Annotated in this window: 11 protein-coding genes; 9 read left to right on the forward strand and 2 right to left on the reverse strand. The window is 42.7% G+C overall.

Annotated elements, in window-relative coordinates:
• The first annotated feature begins 252 nt into the window (after window positions 1-252).
• Window positions 253-3,120 carry an FAD-binding and (Fe-S)-binding domain-containing protein gene (locus tag D0907_RS18500; protein WP_118844990.1) on the forward strand — a complete coding sequence of 956 codons (2,868 nt, stop codon included), beginning with the start codon at window positions 253-255 and terminating at the stop codon, window positions 3,118-3,120.
• A gap of 81 nt (window positions 3,121-3,201) precedes the next feature.
• Here D0907_RS18500 and D0907_RS18505 read toward each other — a convergent pair whose 3' ends face one another.
• Window positions 3,202-4,389 (reverse strand): acyltransferase family protein, encoded by a 1,188-nt coding sequence (locus D0907_RS18505; protein ID WP_075593382.1) that lies wholly within the window; start codon window positions 4,387-4,389, stop codon window positions 3,202-3,204.
• Between the two features lie 267 nt (window positions 4,390-4,656).
• Here D0907_RS18505 and D0907_RS18510 point away from each other — a divergent pair, with 267 nt between their 5' ends.
• Together D0907_RS18510 and D0907_RS18515 are read left to right on the forward strand one after the other, a co-directional pair.
• Window positions 4,657-6,312 (forward strand): sensor domain-containing diguanylate cyclase, encoded by a 1,656-nt coding sequence (locus tag D0907_RS18510; protein ID WP_341868786.1) that lies wholly within the window; start codon window positions 4,657-4,659, stop codon window positions 6,310-6,312.
• A 52-nt stretch (window positions 6,313-6,364) separates the two neighbouring features.
• The gene (locus tag D0907_RS18515; RefSeq protein ID WP_206770764.1) at window positions 6,365-7,066 is read left to right on the forward strand and encodes a M15 family metallopeptidase; all 702 of its coding nucleotides are present in this window, start codon (window positions 6,365-6,367) and stop codon (window positions 7,064-7,066) included.
• 145 nt (window positions 7,067-7,211) lie between these two features.
• On the opposite strand, the gene D0907_RS18520 is transcribed toward D0907_RS18515, so the two are convergent.
• On the reverse strand, window positions 7,212-9,377 hold the full coding sequence (locus D0907_RS18520) for a M3 family metallopeptidase (RefSeq protein WP_036972554.1): 2,166 nt from the start codon (window positions 9,375-9,377) through the stop codon (window positions 7,212-7,214).
• 489 nt (window positions 9,378-9,866) lie between these two features.
• On the opposite strand from D0907_RS18520, the gene folE2 reads away from it, so the two are divergent.
• The 6 genes from folE2 (at window position 9,867) to D0907_RS18550 (ending at window position 17,385) form a co-directional block, all read left to right on the forward strand.
• Window positions 9,867-10,682, forward strand: coding sequence for a GTP cyclohydrolase FolE2 (gene folE2 / locus D0907_RS18525; RefSeq protein ID WP_244223157.1), 816 nt, complete (start codon window positions 9,867-9,869; stop codon window positions 10,680-10,682).
• A 114-nt stretch (window positions 10,683-10,796) separates the two neighbouring features.
• The gene (locus D0907_RS18530; protein ID WP_036972550.1) at window positions 10,797-12,956 is read left to right on the forward strand and encodes a S46 family peptidase; all 2,160 of its coding nucleotides are present in this window, start codon (window positions 10,797-10,799) and stop codon (window positions 12,954-12,956) included.
• Window positions 12,957-13,146: 190 nt separating this feature from the next.
• Window positions 13,147-13,788 carry a thermostable hemolysin gene (locus D0907_RS18535; protein ID WP_051501895.1) on the forward strand — a complete coding sequence of 214 codons (642 nt, stop codon included), beginning with the start codon at window positions 13,147-13,149 and terminating at the stop codon, window positions 13,786-13,788.
• Entirely contained in the window at window positions 13,785-15,944 is a 2,160-nt protein-coding gene (locus D0907_RS18540; RefSeq protein ID WP_074988447.1) for an AMP-binding protein, read from the forward strand. The genes D0907_RS18535 and D0907_RS18540 overlap by 4 nt, the downstream gene beginning before the upstream one ends.
• Entirely contained in the window at window positions 15,941-16,717 is a 777-nt protein-coding gene (locus tag D0907_RS18545) for an SDR family oxidoreductase (protein ID WP_065979227.1), read from the forward strand. The genes D0907_RS18540 and D0907_RS18545 overlap by 4 nt, the downstream gene beginning before the upstream one ends.
• 20 nt (window positions 16,718-16,737) lie before the next feature.
• Window positions 16,738-17,385, forward strand: a complete 648-nt coding sequence (locus tag D0907_RS18550; protein ID WP_036972546.1) for a tetratricopeptide repeat protein — start codon at window positions 16,738-16,740, stop codon at window positions 17,383-17,385.
• Window positions 17,386-17,387 lie beyond the last annotated feature (2 nt).

The raw sequence follows: 17,387 nt of genomic DNA on the forward strand, positions 1-17,387 counted from the left end.
TCTCGATGTTAATGTGTTTTTAAATAGAAATACAGTATTTTTTTGCTACCCTAACGGTTTTTGGTTTGGACTGCAAAAAGCGTAGTTAAAACACTGAATATTACTTATAACCCCAAAAAATATAACGAAAACCCGACCTGCTCAGAGCGAAGTTGATAATTTATCAATTTAATAAGTCGCTTTTTGATTAAAATTAAAGTAATAATATATTCCATATTTATCACACCAGATTAAGGCTAGCTTGGGGGCGAGATGGCATTAACCCGATTGCATGCGTTTAAACAATACATTACACCTTTTTTACCAGAGTCCGCATTAATAGAAGATTACTCGCGCCGCTATGCGTATGGAACAGACGCGAGCTTTTATCGTTTAATTCCAGAGTTAGTGGTTCTTGTCAGTAACCAAAAACAAGCAAAGCAGGTTATTAGCGCGGCAAATCAACATAACGTGCCTATTACCTTTCGGGCTGCGGGCACTAGCTTATCTGGCCAAGCAATTACCGACTCTGTCTTGGTTTTGCTGTGTGATAGTTGGAGCAACTTTGAAATTTTAGATAACGCCGATGCAATTCGTCTTCAGCCTGCCATTATTGGAGCAAGAGTCAATCAGGTGTTGGCCCCTTATGGTAAAAAGATTGGTCCTGATCCTGCGTCGATTAACAGCTGTAAAATTGCCGGTATGGCCGCTAATAACTCTTCTGGTATGTGCTGTGGTGTCGCACAAAATAGCTACCATACACTAAAAGATATGACGCTTATTTTTGCCGATGGCACAGAACTTAATACGGCTGACGAACACAGCTGCCAACGTTTCTTAAGCACCCATAGCGATTGGGTTAATGAGTTAATGAATTTAGTAGCCAGTGTTAAGCAAAACTCTGCACTCAGTGAGCTAATTACGCATAAGTACCGACTAAAAAACACCACCGGTTACGGTTTAAATGCGTTGTTAGATTTTTCTGATCCAATAGACATTATTAAGCATGTGATCATTGGTTCTGAGGGGACGTTAGCATTTATTGCCGATATCACTTACCACACGGTTATTGAGCACAGCCATAAGCACACCGGCTTCTTTATTTTTGATGACATAAACAAAGTGTGTGAGTTAGTGCAAAGACTTAGCGAGCTTGATGTCGCCGCCGTTGAGCTACTTGATAAACGTGCCTTGATGTCAGTGGCAGAGCACGCCATTATGCCCAAGAATGTTGCTGATTACCCAGAGCACGCCGCGGCGCTTTTAATTGAGCTAAGAGCAGAAGATGCACACACGCTCAATGAGCTTACGCACGCCACGCAGCTGTTAATTAATGAGTTTAGCGAATCTGCGCTTGCTACCATCGTCTTTTCGGCTGATAGCGTACGCAATGCCGCACTGTGGAATATTCGCAAAGGAACATTTCCAGCGGTGGGAGCTGTGCGCGAAACAGGCACCACAGTAATTATAGAAGATGTTGCTTTTGCCCTTGATAAGCTGGCTTTGGGTGTTAATGCGCTTCATCAGCTCTTTATAAAATATGGCTACGATGAAGCGATCATTTTTGGTCATGCGCTGGCAGGAAATCTACATTTTGTGTTTACACAAGCATTCGATACTAAGCAGCAAGTAACGCGCTATGAGCAATTTATGGCAGATGTTGCCAACTTAGTCGCCGTTGAGCTTAAAGGATCACTAAAAGCAGAGCATGGCACGGGCCGTAACATGGCGCCTTTTGTGGCGACAGAGTGGGGCGATGATGGTTTTGCCGTGATGGTGAAGCTTAAGCAATTGTTTGATCCGAAAAATATACTCAACCCCGGGGTGATCATCAATGCTGATAAAAATGCGCATACGCAACATTTAAAAACCATGCCCAAAAGTGACGATATTATTGATACCTGCATTGAATGTGGTTTTTGTGAAGTTGTGTGCCCTTCAAAAGGACTCACTCTAACCCCAAGACAGCGCATAACTTTGTGGCGTCATCGCACTGAATTACACTCCGCGTTGCAGGCAACAGACGATTTAAAAACCAAGCAACAGTTAAATCAAAAGCTCACCGTTATTGAAAATGACTTTAAATATCTGGGGATTGATTCGTGTGCAGCAACAGGGCTGTGTGGCTTAAAATGCCCTGTGGGTATTAACACGGGCGAATTTATTAAATCATTAAGAGCCGAAAAAGCGGCTACAAACAAACTCACACGCTCGCTTGCAGCCTTTGCGAGTAAGCATTTTGCGGTCATAGCAGGTGGGGCACGATTGGGTTTAAATGTGATGCAGGTGCTTGAAAAAGCTATCGGCACAAACAACCTTGTGAGCTTAACTAAACCTGCTCATAGACTACTGGGTACGCCTTTGTATTTTTCGGCGTGGCCTCGTGCTGAGCAACCAATTAATTGTCACGTAAAGCAAAAGCCGCAACATAAAAAAATGGTGTATGTGCCAAGCTGCGCAGGACGGGTTTTTGCTGCCGATAAAGGCAGTGATGATACGCGTTCTCTTATCGAAGTAATGCATTCGTTAGCTGCAAAGGCAGGGTTTGAAGTTATCATCCCTAAGCAGCCAGATTCATTATGCTGTGGTATGCCCTTTGCGAGTAAAGGCCTTAATAAAGAGTCTAAAAGCAAAAGTGAGCAATTACTAACAGAGCTAATTGACTGTTCAAATAATGGAGAATACCCCATCGTTTTTGACGCCAGTCCCTGCGCTTTAACCACATTGAATGCAGCAAAAAATACGCAACTGACTATTTTCGAAAGTGCAGACTTTGCAACCGAGCAGCTTTTAGCGCATTTGCAGGTAACTCAAACAAGCGAGCCTATTATGTTGCATGTAACTTGTAGCTCAAAGCGGTTAGGAAAAGAGCAAAGTTTAGTCACACTTGCCAAGGCATGCAGCTCAGACGTTATTATTCCGGCTGATATAGAATGCTGCGGCTTTGCTGGCGATAAAGGGTTTAACCTGCCCAAGCTTAACGCCAATGCGCTCAAAACACTCAAACAACAGGTACCAAAAAACTGCAATCGAGGGGTGTCTAATAGCCGCAGTTGTGAAATAGGCTTAACTGAACACAGTGGCATTAGTTATCAATCTATTTTGTATTTACTTGATAAGCAAAGCAGCACTGTTAATTAGGAGCCTGTCTTATTAACAGTCAGTTCTATTAACGAGCCAGAACGAGCCAGTTGTGTTGCCACAACTGGCTTAATTCATTATTTACACTTTCCAAAAAATGCCTTTTTTATAGCAGCCATACATCACACCGTATGAGACAGCTAAAAACAGCAACGAAAACACAAAAGAAGCTAAGTGGTTATCTGTGATCAACGTGTTTATTGAGCGGTAAATAAGGCCCTTTAAGCTTGTATCCCCCACGGGGATCATAATTAATAACCGCGCCAGTATGGCTGCAAACATAAAGAATAAAATGGCGTTAGCACCAAACACAATGAAGGGAGCACCCCATGCACGTACTTTGTAAATGTCTAAAATTGCACTGCAAAACGCATAGGTAATTATTGCAAGTCCAGAGCTGAGTAACACATAACTTGGTGTCCAAAGTGCTTTATTGATAGGTGTAAGTGGCGAGATTAAGTAGCCTGCAATAACCGCTAACACACCTGTGAGGATAAAGACGCGCGCTTGTTTTTTTAGGTCTGTTTGTTTGGTTAAGTACACCGCCGCCAGTATGCCACTCAGCGCGCTGGCAATGGCAGGCAAAGTAGAGAAAATTCCCTCAGGGTCAAAAGGTAAGGGCTGTGCTTTAGCATAATAAACATGGTGACTGCCCAGTACTGCATTATCAATCCACGCGCTTAAATTATTACCGTGTAACCATAAACCATTAACGACATCTCCGTTGGGCAGTGGGTAGGGAAGGTAGAGCATCGCTACAGCATAGACTGCAAGTAAGCTAATACAGGTTAATGCAATTTTTTGAGGCGTTAAATAGAGGTAACAACACAGTGCTACGATATACACTAAGCCAATACGCTGCAGCACGCCAAGTACTCTCAGTTGCAAAAGTGTGTCATCAATCCAGCTAAAGGTTGGATCACGAAAATTATAAAAAAACAGTGCTAAAAACCAACCAAGAGCGAGTAGTTTAACGGCTCTAATTGCCCCCATTTTTAGTATATAAGCATGGTTAAACCCTTTAGCTCGCATGCTATCGACAGAAAGAGTAATCGACATACCAACAATAAAAATAAAAAAGGGAAAGATTAAATCGGTTGGTGTCCAGCCGTGCCACTCAGCGTGTTTTAGCGGCCAATACATTGCGCTCCAACTGCCTGGATTATTTACTAGAATCATTGCGGTGATGGTTAAGCCGCGCATAACGTCTAACGCCATTAAGCGATGCGGCGGTAATGTGTTTAGAATGGATGAACAGTGTTGTTTCATTTTGAATTTTTTATCTTTTATTAATGATTTTAATCTAGATAATTTATTCCTTTAAAGCAAGCCGTATCTAATTTTTTATAAACGAGGGCACCACACGCATGAATTTAAATGAAAGTGTATGAATCTATGAATCTATGAATCTATGGCAGTGGTTAATCAATAAAGTGATTTATTAGAGTAAATGCACTTATTGTTGCGCTAAATCAATATTTGAGAAAAGTTCTATAGAGGTACAAATTTATAATTGCTAGTATAAAGGTATTAGATGTGCTCGATACGGAGATTGAGCTTTATAAAATGAGATGTATCGTGCTTAATTGTTTGAGAGCGGGCTTGAACCTGCATCGCTTAATTTTACTGCTGGCGTTTTCTGCAACGCTCATTACCTTGCTAAATAGTTACTACTCAAGCTATCAAGTTCAAAAACAGCAGCTGATAGATAACACATTAAATAATCATGAAGCGTATGCGGCGAAGCTTGTGTCTGCTACCGATAACTTTTTATTGGCGGCGCAGCAGCAATTAGCATACGTTGCCAAAATACTTGAAGCAGATTTTACAAATCAAACGCTCATTAATGCTGAAGCAGAACGATTAAGGCTGCAAACAAACAGTTTTAACTCAACAATTATAGTCAATAAGTTTGGTGACATATTAGGGGTGTCGCCCCTTTCACTTAACTTACAAAATCGTAAAGTGGATAGTTATGGTACCAAAGCCGCGTTGTCGTATCGCGTGCCTATGATCAGTGAGCCCTATATCTCAATGGCCGGTAACTTACTGATTTTTATGTCGCAGCCGTTATTTAACTCAAATAATGAATTTATTGGCTATGTAGGCGGCACGTTATATTTAAAGCGTGCCAGTATTCTCAACGAACTATTGCAGGTGCATTATCACCAAGACGGCTCGTATTTGTATGTCGTTGATGAAAACAACCGTTTGCTTTATCACCCCGATAAAGAGCGCATAGGTGAGCAAGTATTTGATAACCAAGTGATCAATGCTGTGCTTAAAGGCAAAGTTGGTAAGCAACAAGTGATTAATAGTCAAGGTGTTGCAATGTTAGCGGGGTATGCCCCCATGACAATGGCACCCTGGGGTGTGGTAACACAACGTCCGCTTGAAAGTACCCTTGCACCGCTTGATAGCTTAATGTGGCAAGTATTTATTAAAACGGCGCCAATAGGAATATTAACATTCGTGTTAATTTGGGTGCTTGCAAAATTGATAGCTCAGCCTTTAAGAAAGCTGGCTGAAACAGCAAATACTTTGGATGAGCCCACAACATCAGTTGCACTTAAACACATTCGCTCTTGGTATTATGAGAGTGATGAACTGAGAAAAGCAATGCTCAAAGGCATTGGGCTGTTAGAAAGTAAAATAGGCCTTTTGCGTCACGAAGCACACACTGATCCGTTAACGGGTTTGCACAATCGAAGAAGCTTAAATATGCAGTTAAGCCAATTAATGGCACAGCAGCGCTCATTTGCGGTATTAGCGATTGATATTGATCACTTTAAACGCGTAAATGATGAGTTTGGTCACGATATTGGCGATGTTGTTTTGCAATCTTTAGCAAAAATACTCCTCGATGTGACGCGTGATAGCGATATTGTGGCACGCACTGGCGGTGAGGAATTCATTGTTATTTTACCTAATGTGCACCCTAAGCGTGCGTATCAATTGGCTGAACGTTTACGTATACGCATTTCTAAAAGCATTATTGAACCGGTGGGTAATATTAATGTATCGATTGGTATTGCGGGCTGGCCGCTTGAGCAATTAAGCCTAGACGACGTTATGAAATTAGCCGACCAAGCGCTTTATCTAGCAAAAAGAACAGGTCGCAATCGCTGTGTTGTCGATACGATTTATGATCAACAGGATACGTCGCTTTTTGAGGCGACAGAGTTGGAATAAGTTATTTATTGTGTAATAGTGAAATTAATTAAGTTATTAACGGATAAATTTAATGGCATTCACTCACTTATATAGCGTGTCTAAATCAATGGCCTTTGTCAGTGTGGCATTACTGGGCGCGGCATCGGTCAATGCAACCCCACAAGAAGATAAGCGCAGCGAGTTTGTAGATGTCGGTGCATTATTGCCAAATGCGATGCTCGATATTCGTTATTTTGGCCATCATAACTTTGTCGGCAAACCGATAGAGGGCTATAACGCCCCTAAGTGTTTATTGCACACCAGCGCTGCCAATGCGCTTAAAAAAGTGCAAAATGCGGCGCAAATTGAGGGACTTGGTCTAAAAATATTTGATTGTTACCGCCCACAACGCGCTGTTAATCATTTTGTGCGTTGGGTAAACGACCTAGAGGATACCCGCACAAAAGCTGAGTTTTATCCAAATTTAGGGAAAGACCAGCTGCTTGGCGACTATATTGCTGCTAAATCAGGCCACAGCCGAGGTTCAACTATCGACTTAACGTTGGTTGACTCTAAGGGGAAAGAGCTTGATATGGGGTCACCGTTTGATATGTTTGATACCCTTTCTAACACCGACGACTCACGAATTAGCCCCAGTCAAAAAGCAAATAGATATAAACTTAAACAGTTGATGACCGATGCAGGCTTTGCCCCGTATTCAATGGAATGGTGGCACTTTACTTATCAGCCTCAGGCATACCCAGCCACCTACTTTGATTTTGTGGTGGAATAGAAAAGCTCTAAATTATTAAAAACGCGGCATAAAACGTTGTGACAGGTCGGTGTGAAACTACGGGGTTAATCCCACATAGCCATTGCCTAGCGAAATGCCCCCACTTCGTGCCTTTATAAGCACAAAGTGGGGAGTCGCAACTGCTCTACTGAACAGTCGCTTTTAAACCACGGCGTTTTAATAGCGCTGAGGTATCAGGTTCTTGACCACGGAATGCTTTGAACGATTCCATAAGGTCACGTGAGTTACCAACTTCTAAAATTTCTTTACGGTATTTATCACCCATTTCGCGTGTTAAACCACCTTGCTCTTGTACATAAGCAAAGGCATCTGCCGCTAAGATTTCACTCCACATATATGCGTAGTAACCAGCTGAGTAGCCACCACCCATAGAGTGTGAGAAGAAGGCTGATTTATAACGAGGTGGAACAAATGGTACGTTCACGCCGTGTTTAGTCAGTGCTTCTTGTTCAAACTTCTCGATATCTTGCAGGGGAGCATCTGCACTTAGTGAGTGCCATTCCATATCTAACAGCGCTGCTGCAACATACTCAAGCGTATCGTAGCCTTGGTTAAAGCTGCGAGATTGAATTACTTTTTTCAGTAATTCATCAGGAATTGGCTCACCTGTTTTGTGGTGTTTTGCATAATTAGCGATAACTTCAGGGTACATTGCCCAGTCTTCTTCAAAGGTAGAAGGGAACTCTACGAAGTCACGCGATACCGACGTACCAGACAATGTTGGGTACTTCACGTTTGAGAACATGCCGTGTAGGCCATGACCTAATTCGTGGAAGATTGTCGTGGCTTCATCATAGCTGATAAGTGTTGGTTCGCCATTGGCACCTTTTTGAATGTTCATAACATTCACAACCACGGGTTTTTGCTCTTTTAAGCCAGACTGTTTCACGAACGAGCTCATCCATGCACCACCACGTTTACCTTCACGGGCAAAGTAATCAGCAAAGAAAATAGCTAAGCTCTTACCGTCTGCATCAAATAATTCGTACGCTTTCACATCTGGGTGATAAACGGGCAGATCGTTGCGTGGTTTGAAAGTAATACCGTATAAACGGTTCATTGTGTAAAACACGCCGTCTTCTAATACGCGGTTAAATTCAAAATATTCTTTAACAGCGTTTTCATCTAGGTTGTATTTATCTTTACGCACTTGCTCTGCGTAGAATAACCAGTCCCACGGTTGCAGCTTAAATTGCTCACCTGACTCATCAATTTTCGCTTGGATTGCTGCCGCTTCTGCGTTGACGTTTTGCATCAATGCCGGGATCATGCTGGCAAACATATCAAATACGGCTTCTGGTTTTTTCGCCATTTGCGACTCTAAACCAAACGCAGCCCAGCTGTCATAACCTAGTAATTTGGCTTTTTGAGCACGTAACTTAGCAAGTTCAGCAACAATTTCACGGTTGCTGTTTTCGCCTGAAAGAGCACGCTCTGCAGATGCACGCCATACTTTTTCACGCAGGTCACGATTTTTCAGTGTGGCTAAAATTGGTTGACGTGTGGTGTTAGTGATTTTGATTAGGTACTTACCCGGGTGACCCGCTTCTGTGGCAGCATTAGCAAGCTGTTCAACTTGACCCGCAGGTAAGCCTTCAAGCTGTGCTTTGTCATCAACTAACACAACGTTGGTTTTAGTCAGTGCTAATAGGTTTTGCGAGAACTGCGTGGTTAAGCTTGAATGCTTTGTATTGATATCACGGATTTGTTGTTTTTCTTCTGCGTTTAGTTTTGCACCTGCACGTACAAAGCGCTTGTAGTAAACATCAAGTAAGCGCTTTTCTTCGGCTGTTAGCGCTAAAGAATCCATTTGTTCATGTACGCTAGCAACTTTATCGAACAATGCTTTATTTAAGAAAATATTGTCGTTATGTGCAGCAAGCTTTGGAGCGAGTTCTTTTTGTATTTCACGACGAGCAGGGTTTGAATCACTGCCTGCTAGGTTATAAAAAATGCTGCGTGTGCGCGTTAATAATTCACCGCTTTTTTCAAGTGCAACAACGGTGTTAGCAAAGTCAGGCTTTGCTGTGTTGTTGATGATCGCTTGAACTTCTGCCATTTGCTCTGTCATGCCCTTATTGAAAGCAGGCATGAAGTGCTCATCTTTAATGGCGTTGAAATCAGGCGTTTCGTATTGTAGTTCGCTTTTCACAAACAGTGGGTTTGTTTGTTCAACAGCGCTTGCCGGTGCTGTTTGCTCTGTAGTGGTATTGTTTGCTGTTGTTTGTGGTTCAGAACAGGCCGTTAACAATAACGCTGAACTGATCGCTGTTGCGAGTAAGTGTTTCATTGTTTATCTCTTTTTTATTTCTAAAATTAAATTGCGCCGGTAATGCGAAAGCTTCGTTAATAGTTAGTCGCGGCGCAGTTATGCTCACTAGGAGCACAATGACTGTGTAACCAATAGACTGAGGATACTGTGGATGACGACGAATGACCCCATCCGTTGCGATAAGGTGATTATTGGCTGCGATAAGTGGTGAATCTACCCTAAACCCCGACTGTCTTTATTATATAAACAGACCAAAATCATATCGCCTTTTTGTCAATTTTAAAAGCAACCGTATTTTTTAGCCCCATTCTCAGTGATTAAACGGTATGTTATATTGTATCATTGATTATTCAATAAACTGTATTGGCATTTTATTTTTTAAGTCAGTCATTAGGAAAAGGCCATCAGGCTTTTAATTTTAGTCATTTATAAGAATCCACTATGTATTTACCCGATATAACCTCACACAGTAATAGCCATTTTCAATTTCCGTTAAAGTGGGTCGGTATGGAAAAAATAGCCTTACCTATCAAGCTTGAGTTGGCGGGGTTAAATGTGGCGCTTAATGCGTTTGCCGATGTGTTTGTTAGCCTAGACAGCAATGCTAAAGGCATTCATATGTCGCGTTTGTATTTAATGCTTAATCAGATGTTGGCACAGCAAACATTAACTCAACATCGATTGGCTGAGTGTATGAACCACATGCTTGCTTCTCAACAGGGCTTAAGCCAAGGAGCAAAGCTGGTGCTGCATTTTGATTTACCGTTGTTAAAACCGGCATTGCTCAGTGATAACGCGGGGTATAACGCTTACCCCGTGGTGTTAACCATTACTCAGCAAGCGCACCTAACGGTTAAATTAAACGTCACGATTGCTTACAGTAGTACATGCCCGTGCTCAGCGGCGTTGTCGCGACAGCTTTTAAGTGAAGCGGTCGACACACATTTTAAAGAGGACAGCATCGATAAGCACGCATTGTTAGGCTGGCTTGCCAGTGAAGAAAGCTCGATTGCAACGCCGCATAGCCAGCGCTCTTATGCTTACATAGACGCCACCTTTGAGAGTGAACAATTGCCTGATCTTTCGCATTTTATACAAACATGTGAACACGCAATTGGTACTCCCGTGCAAACCGCGGTTAAGCGTGAAGATGAGCAAGCATTTGCAGCCCTTAATGCAGAAAACTTATTATTTTGTGAGGATGCAGCAAGGCGATTAAAGGCATGTTTAGAGGCAATGAATGGGCTTGCTGACTATCAGTTTAAAATTGAACATCAAGAAAGTTTGCATGCGCATAATGCCGTGGTTTACGAGGCTAAGTAGGCTTAAATGTTTACAAACTTTGACAATCGTAGTCGCAAATTATTGCTATTGTACAAAACAAGGTGAATGATACGACCGCTAAAAATGATTAACAAAATAATATAAAGGTATTCTATGCGTTTTAAATTTATTGCAGCTGCAGTGGGTCTCGCTGTGGCAAATGTTGCTGTTGCAGACGAAGGTATGTGGCAACCTCACCAATTGCCAGAACTTGAATCAATTTTGAAAGCGAAAGGCTTGAACATCGACGTACAGTCAATCTCAAAATTGACAGAGTTTCCAATGAATGCAGTTATCAGCCTTGGGGGGTGTACCGCTTCGTTTGTTTCACCTAAAGGGTTAGTGGTAACAAATCATCACTGTGCGTATGGCTCAATCCAGTACAACTCAACAACCGAGAACAACATTCTTGAAAACGGCTTTCTTGCTAAAAATCATGCCGAAGAAGTGCCTGCTGCACCAGGTTCACGCGTGTACGTGACTGAAGATGTCGTTGAAGTCACAGATAAAGTAAACCAAGGCACCGATACCCTAACCGGTAAAGCGCGTTTTGATGCCATTGAAGCAAACCGAAAAGCATTGGTAAGCGAGTGTGAGCAAGATGATAGCTACCGCTGTAATGTGTATACTTTTCATGGTGGCTTAGAGTATTACTTAATTAAGTCACTTGAAATTAAAGATGTGCGTTTAGCGTATGCCCCAGCCATGGGCGTGGGTAAATATGGCGGCGACATTGATAACTGGATGTGGCCGCGTCACACGGGTGACTTTTCATTCTACCGTGCTTATGTGGGCAAGGATGGCAAACCCGCTGAGTTCTCTAAAGACAATGTTCCTTACCAAAGCGATGCGTTTTTAAAAGTCAGTGCCAAGGGCGTACAAGAAGGTGACTTTGTAATGGTAACGGGCTACCCAGGTAGCACTAACCGCTACCGTATTTCACCTGAGGTTGATTACGTGTTTAACACGGCTTATCCACTGGCACGCAAATACAATTCAAAATATGTTTCATTGATTGAAGAAAATGCCCCAGAGGGTTCCGCGGCGCGTATTGCTTACGAAAGCACAATCGCTGGCTATAACAATTACATTAAAAATTATGGCTCAATGATAGAGAGCTTTAATAAAGGTTCAATGTATACCCGCAAACAGCAATTCGAAAAAGATCTAGCAGCGTGGATTAATAAAGACAGTCAACGTAAAGCTAAATACGGCAGCGTGTTGGCAGATTTAACTGCGTTAGTCGATGAGTCGCAGCAGCATAATCAACGCGACCGCATGTTAGGGTATGTGCATCGTTCGCAAATGATGTCATCAGCGCGCATGCTGTATCGTTTAGCCTATGAAAAGCAAAAGCCAGACGCAGAACGTGAAAGCGGCTACCAAGAGCGTGATATTCCACGTATTAAATCTCGCCTAGAAAGCATGAGCCGCCGTTACGACGAAACGGTTGATAAAGCTATTTTACTGTACTTTATTGAGCAGTATGCAGCGCTACCAAGCGACGAGCGTGTTGCAGAAGTTGATAAAGCACTTGGTTTAAGCGCTGGTTTTGACAAGCAAAAACAACAGGCTTTGCTTGATGATATGTATGCTAACTCAGTGCTAAGCGATGAAACAAAGCGTCTATGGATGACTGATTTAGACCTTGCACAATTAAAGCAAAGCAGCGATCCATTTATTCAATACGCACACGCTATTTTTAACGTGATGAAAGACATTGAAGATGCGAAAAAAGAGCTTGAAGGTAAGCAACAAGCTGCGCGCCCAGCTCTAATGGAAGCCATTATTGCTTACAACAAAGCGATGAACAAACCTGTTTATGCTGATGCTAACAGCACATTACGTGTGACGTATGGCACGGTAGGCGGCTATTCACCGCAGGATGGCTTAGTGGCAACCCCCTTTACATCTTTAGAAGGATTGCTTGCAAAGAACACCGGCGTTGAACCATTCAACTCTCCTGAAAAGCAAAATGAGTTGATTAAACAAAAGCTTTACGGCGACTACACGGGCGGCATGAATACGGTGCCCGTTAACTTTTTATCGAATGTTGATACCACAGGTGGTAACTCAGGTTCACCTACTTTAAACGGCAATGCCGAGCTGGTTGGTTTACTGTTTGACGGTGTGTACGAGAGTATTATTGGTGATTGGGATTACGATGCTAATCTAAATCGCTCTATCCATGTTGATTCACGCTACATGCTGTGGGTGATGGATAAGGTCGACAATGCCCAAAACTTATTAAAAGAAATGAGCATCGTTAAATAACACGGTTAAATAGCTTTATTATCTGAGCGATAAAATGCCAGTCCTTGCGACTGGCATTTTTGTTTTTAATGAAAATAAATGCATTTCAATTCAAGGAAATAAAAATATTTTATAAAAATAAATATTTCTTAAGTTTTATTTAAGTTTCGCTCGATAAATTTTATACATAACCTATGTGGAGCGAACGATAATGCTTTCAGTTAAACACTCACAATATACGCAAGTAAACGATCCCACTTTTGTTTGTGTACGCGAAGGGGGACACGGCCGTGACCGTCTCGAGAATACTATTAAGCAAGGTTTTGCTGCTGCCTATAATGCGAAAATTACGCAATTTATGCCGTTACTTTGCGAGCTCAATATTGATGGTGAAGTGTGTACGCTAGGGCTTCGCTCTGCATCATATCCTTTGTTTATTGAACAGTACCTGCCAGCGCCTATTGAGCATTTCGTGAATGCCAAGCGTGAGCAGATTTTTGAGCTAGGTAATTTGTGCTCAACGCATCGAAAAGCCACCTTGGCGCATTTTGTGTTAATGAACGAAGCGCTTTATCAAGTAGGGGCAAGCCATTTAGTGTTTTGTGCCACTCGTAAAGTACGTGCTTTATTAAAAATGCTGGGTGTTCATTGCAATGAAATTGGTGTTGCGAATGCCTATGCACTTCAAGACCCTGCGAGTTGGGGCAGCTATTACGATAACCAACCGACCCTTTGTGTCGTTGACTTAAATGAAGCGCATCAATGCATCATAAACACCCCCGCTTTATTCAATATTAAACAACAGTGTTTGTTGTCATCGCTTGAGCTTGCTGTGTTTTTGGAGGCGCTATGAATTGGTTTGCACAGTTACCGCACCGCGATAGCGACGTTTTATTGATGTGCCAGCACCCTGATGGTGTGCGTTCTTTAACTAAGCATGGCTTTCTTGAAGAGGTCGCGCGTTTATTACCAACATTGGCTGAATTTTCAGGCCAAGGCGTTGCTTTCCAACTTGATAACACACCAGCATGGTGTGTGCTTGAAGCCGCAATTACTGAACTTGAAAGGGTCGCAATTCCGCTTCCAACGTTTTTTACCGCACAGCAAATTGCGCTGAGTCTACAAAATAGTGGGGCTGAGTTGTTTGTATGTGACCGTGTTTTCGAAGGCGAAAATGCAACATTAGTGGCCTTGGTTGACGTATGTAAACGCTACCCTTTATATGTATATCAGTTATCTGATACACAGCCGATTACATATTTCGAAAATACGCAAAAAATAACCTTTACGTCGGGCTCAACAGGTACGCCAAAAGGGGTGTGTTTATCGCTTGAAAGCCAAATTAAGGTGGCAACGTCACTTTATAAACGTATTGGTTTAGAAAAACCAAACCATCTGTGTGTTTTACCTTTACCTGTACTTCTTGAGAACTTAGCTGGTGTATATGCGCCTTTGTTAGCGGGTGGGAGTGTTAATGTAGTGCCATTGGCTGAACTTGGTTTTTCGGGTGCTCAGTTACGTGAACCGCAAAAACTCATTGCTGCGATAGAGCGCACTGAGCCCAATACCCTCATTTTAGTGCCAGAACTTCTCAGCTGCTTAGTGGCCTTTGCAAAGCAGGGATGGCAAGCCCCGACTAGCTTACAATTTATTGCTGTGGGGGGAGCTGTGGTGAGTAGCAAACTGATCAAGCAAGCCCGTGAATATGGCTTACCGGTTTATCAGGGTTATGGCTTATCTGAGTCTTCATCGGTGGTGAGCTTAAATACCCCAGCTGATGATGATATTGAAACGGCGGGGCGCGCGCTCAATCACATTCAATACAAAATTGAAAACAACCAACTGTTTATTAAAGGCTCATTATTTTTAGGTTACTTAGGGCAAGCGGCACATAAGAGCGATGATTGGTATGCAACAGGCGACTTGGTCGCTGAGCACGAGGGTCGCATAGTGATCCAGGGACGCTTAAAAAACCAGCTAATCACGAGCGTTGGCCGCAATATCAGCGCTGAGTGGCCTGAGTCGTTATTACTTAGTCACAGTCATGTACAGCAAGCGGTCGTTGTTGGTGAAGGCCGCGCGTTTTTATCGGCGCTAATATTTGCCAACCCAGCAATGACTGATGATGAACTTGCCGCGCATGTTGCTGCCCAAAACGCGCAGCTGCCTGAGTACGCACACATCCTAAAATGGCACCGTTTGGCAGAGCCAATGAGCCACACACAAGGTTTATTAACGAGCAATAATCGCCCTAAGCGCGAGGTGATTAACTCATTTTTTGCTAGCGAGATTTCAGCATTCTATCAAGAGGCGACGAACATGAGTCAATTTTTCAATACATTACAAGCCGAAACACAAAAAGAGCGTGATTACCTATTAGCAGCACCAATCATTGGTCGTGTGTTTAAAGGTGAGGTAAACCTTGCAGAATATGCGTCGTTTTTATCGCAAGCGTATCATCATGTTAAGCACACCGTACCGCTTTTAATGGCGCTGGGTGCAAAGCTTAGCGATAAACAAGAATGGCTACGTGAAGCCGTTGCAGAATACATCGAAGAAGAGTTGGGCCATCAAGAGTGGGTGTTAAACGATATTGCTGCCTGCGGTTTTGATAAAGAGCGGGTACGCAATTCGCGTCCGCAGTTTTCAACAGAGCTGATGGTGTCATACGCGTACGATTTAATAAATCGTGGTAATCCAGTGGCATTTTTTGGCATGGTGCATGTGCTCGAAGGCACTTCAATTGCCTTGGCAGATAACGCAGCAGGGCAAATTCGTGACGTCATTGGTTTACCTAAAAAGGCGTTTACTTACCTTACGTCACACGGTGCACTTGATATTGAACATGTGAAGTTCTTCGAAAGTTTAATGAATCAAATCGATAACGAAGACGATCAACACGCCATTATCCACGCTGCTAAATGCTTTTATAAACTTTACGGCAATATTTTCCGTGATCTTGATACCGAGCCTTTCTTTCGTGAGTCAGATTTGGAGCAAAGCGCATGAGTAGCCCCGTTTGTGTACTAACCGGTGCAACGGGGGGCATTGGTCGTGCTATTGCGCTTCGTCTTGCAAAAGAAGGCTGGCGTGTGGTGTTGGTAGGGCGCAACATTAAGCAACTTGCTGCACTGCAATTAGAATGTGGCAACGACGCTGAATATTTTCAGGCCGACTTAAATAACAGTGAATCGCGCGATGAGCTCGCTAAATTTGCGAAGCAAATAGGGGGGGCAAGTTTACTTATAAACAATGCGGGTGTGAACGTTATGCAAGGCTTTAGTGAAATGAGTGAGCAGCAAATAGATCATCTATTGAATATTAATCTCACTGTACCGATTAAATTATGCCAGCTGTTTTTGCCCCAAATTACTCGCAATAAAGGCACCATCGTCAACATAGGTTCGTCGTTTGGAAGTATCGGGTATCCGTATCAAACGGTGTACTGTGCCAGTAAATTTGGCCTGCGAGGTATGACAGAAGCACTTGCTAGAGAGCTGAGCCACAGCGAGGTTAAGGTGTTGTATTTAGCACCTCGTGCAACCGACACCGCCATTAACTCGCCACAAGTACGCGCCATGAACAAAGAACTTGGTAACACGATGGATCCGCCAGAAAAAGTAGCTGATGCATTGGTTGAGTTAATTAAATCAAAAAAACGTCGCCGCTTTATCGGCTTCCCTGAAACATTATTTGCCCGTATTAACGGTGCATTTCCATCACTAGTTGATAACGCAATTGCAAAACAACTTCCTAAAATAAAAAGTTTTTTTGCGAACTAAATTGATTAAGGTGAACGATTATGACTAAACTAAATTTAAAAGCCCTGATGATGTTAGGCGTTATTATGGCAGCCCCAGCAAAAGCCGACTTTAATAGTGATTTAAGCTCGGTGCAAAAGCAGTGGGCAGTGGTTAATTACGAATTAGTTGATGATGCACAGTTAAACGCGTTTGAAAAGCTGGCCAGTGAAACGGCTGAATTTACAAAAGCAAATGACGCACAAGCGGCAAGCCATATTTGGTACGGCATTGTGTTATCGAGCTATGCAGGTGCAAAAGGCGGGCTAGGGGCGTTAGGTCTGGCTAAAGATGCTAAGGCGCAATTTGAAAAAGCACTCAAACTTGACCCAAATGCACTTGATGGCTCGGCATACACAAGCCTAGCAACCTTATACGGAAAAGTACCCGGTTGGCCCATCGGTTTTGGTGACGATGATGAAGCGAAAAAACTATTTAAACAGGCGCTTGAGCTAAATCCTCGTGGAATCGACAGCAACTATTTATATGCCGCGTTTTTATATGATGAGCATAAATACAAATCAGCAAAAGAATTTTTACTGGTTGCTCAGCAAGCGCCTGCGCGCCCTGATAGAGTAAAAGCAGATCTTTATCGCCAACAAGAAATCACGCAATTATTGGCGAAGGTCGAGAAAAAATTAAAGAGATAACT

Source organism: Pseudoalteromonas lipolytica (assembly GCF_003515105.1).
Taxonomy (GTDB): domain Bacteria; phylum Pseudomonadota; class Gammaproteobacteria; order Enterobacterales; family Alteromonadaceae; genus Pseudoalteromonas; species Pseudoalteromonas lipolytica.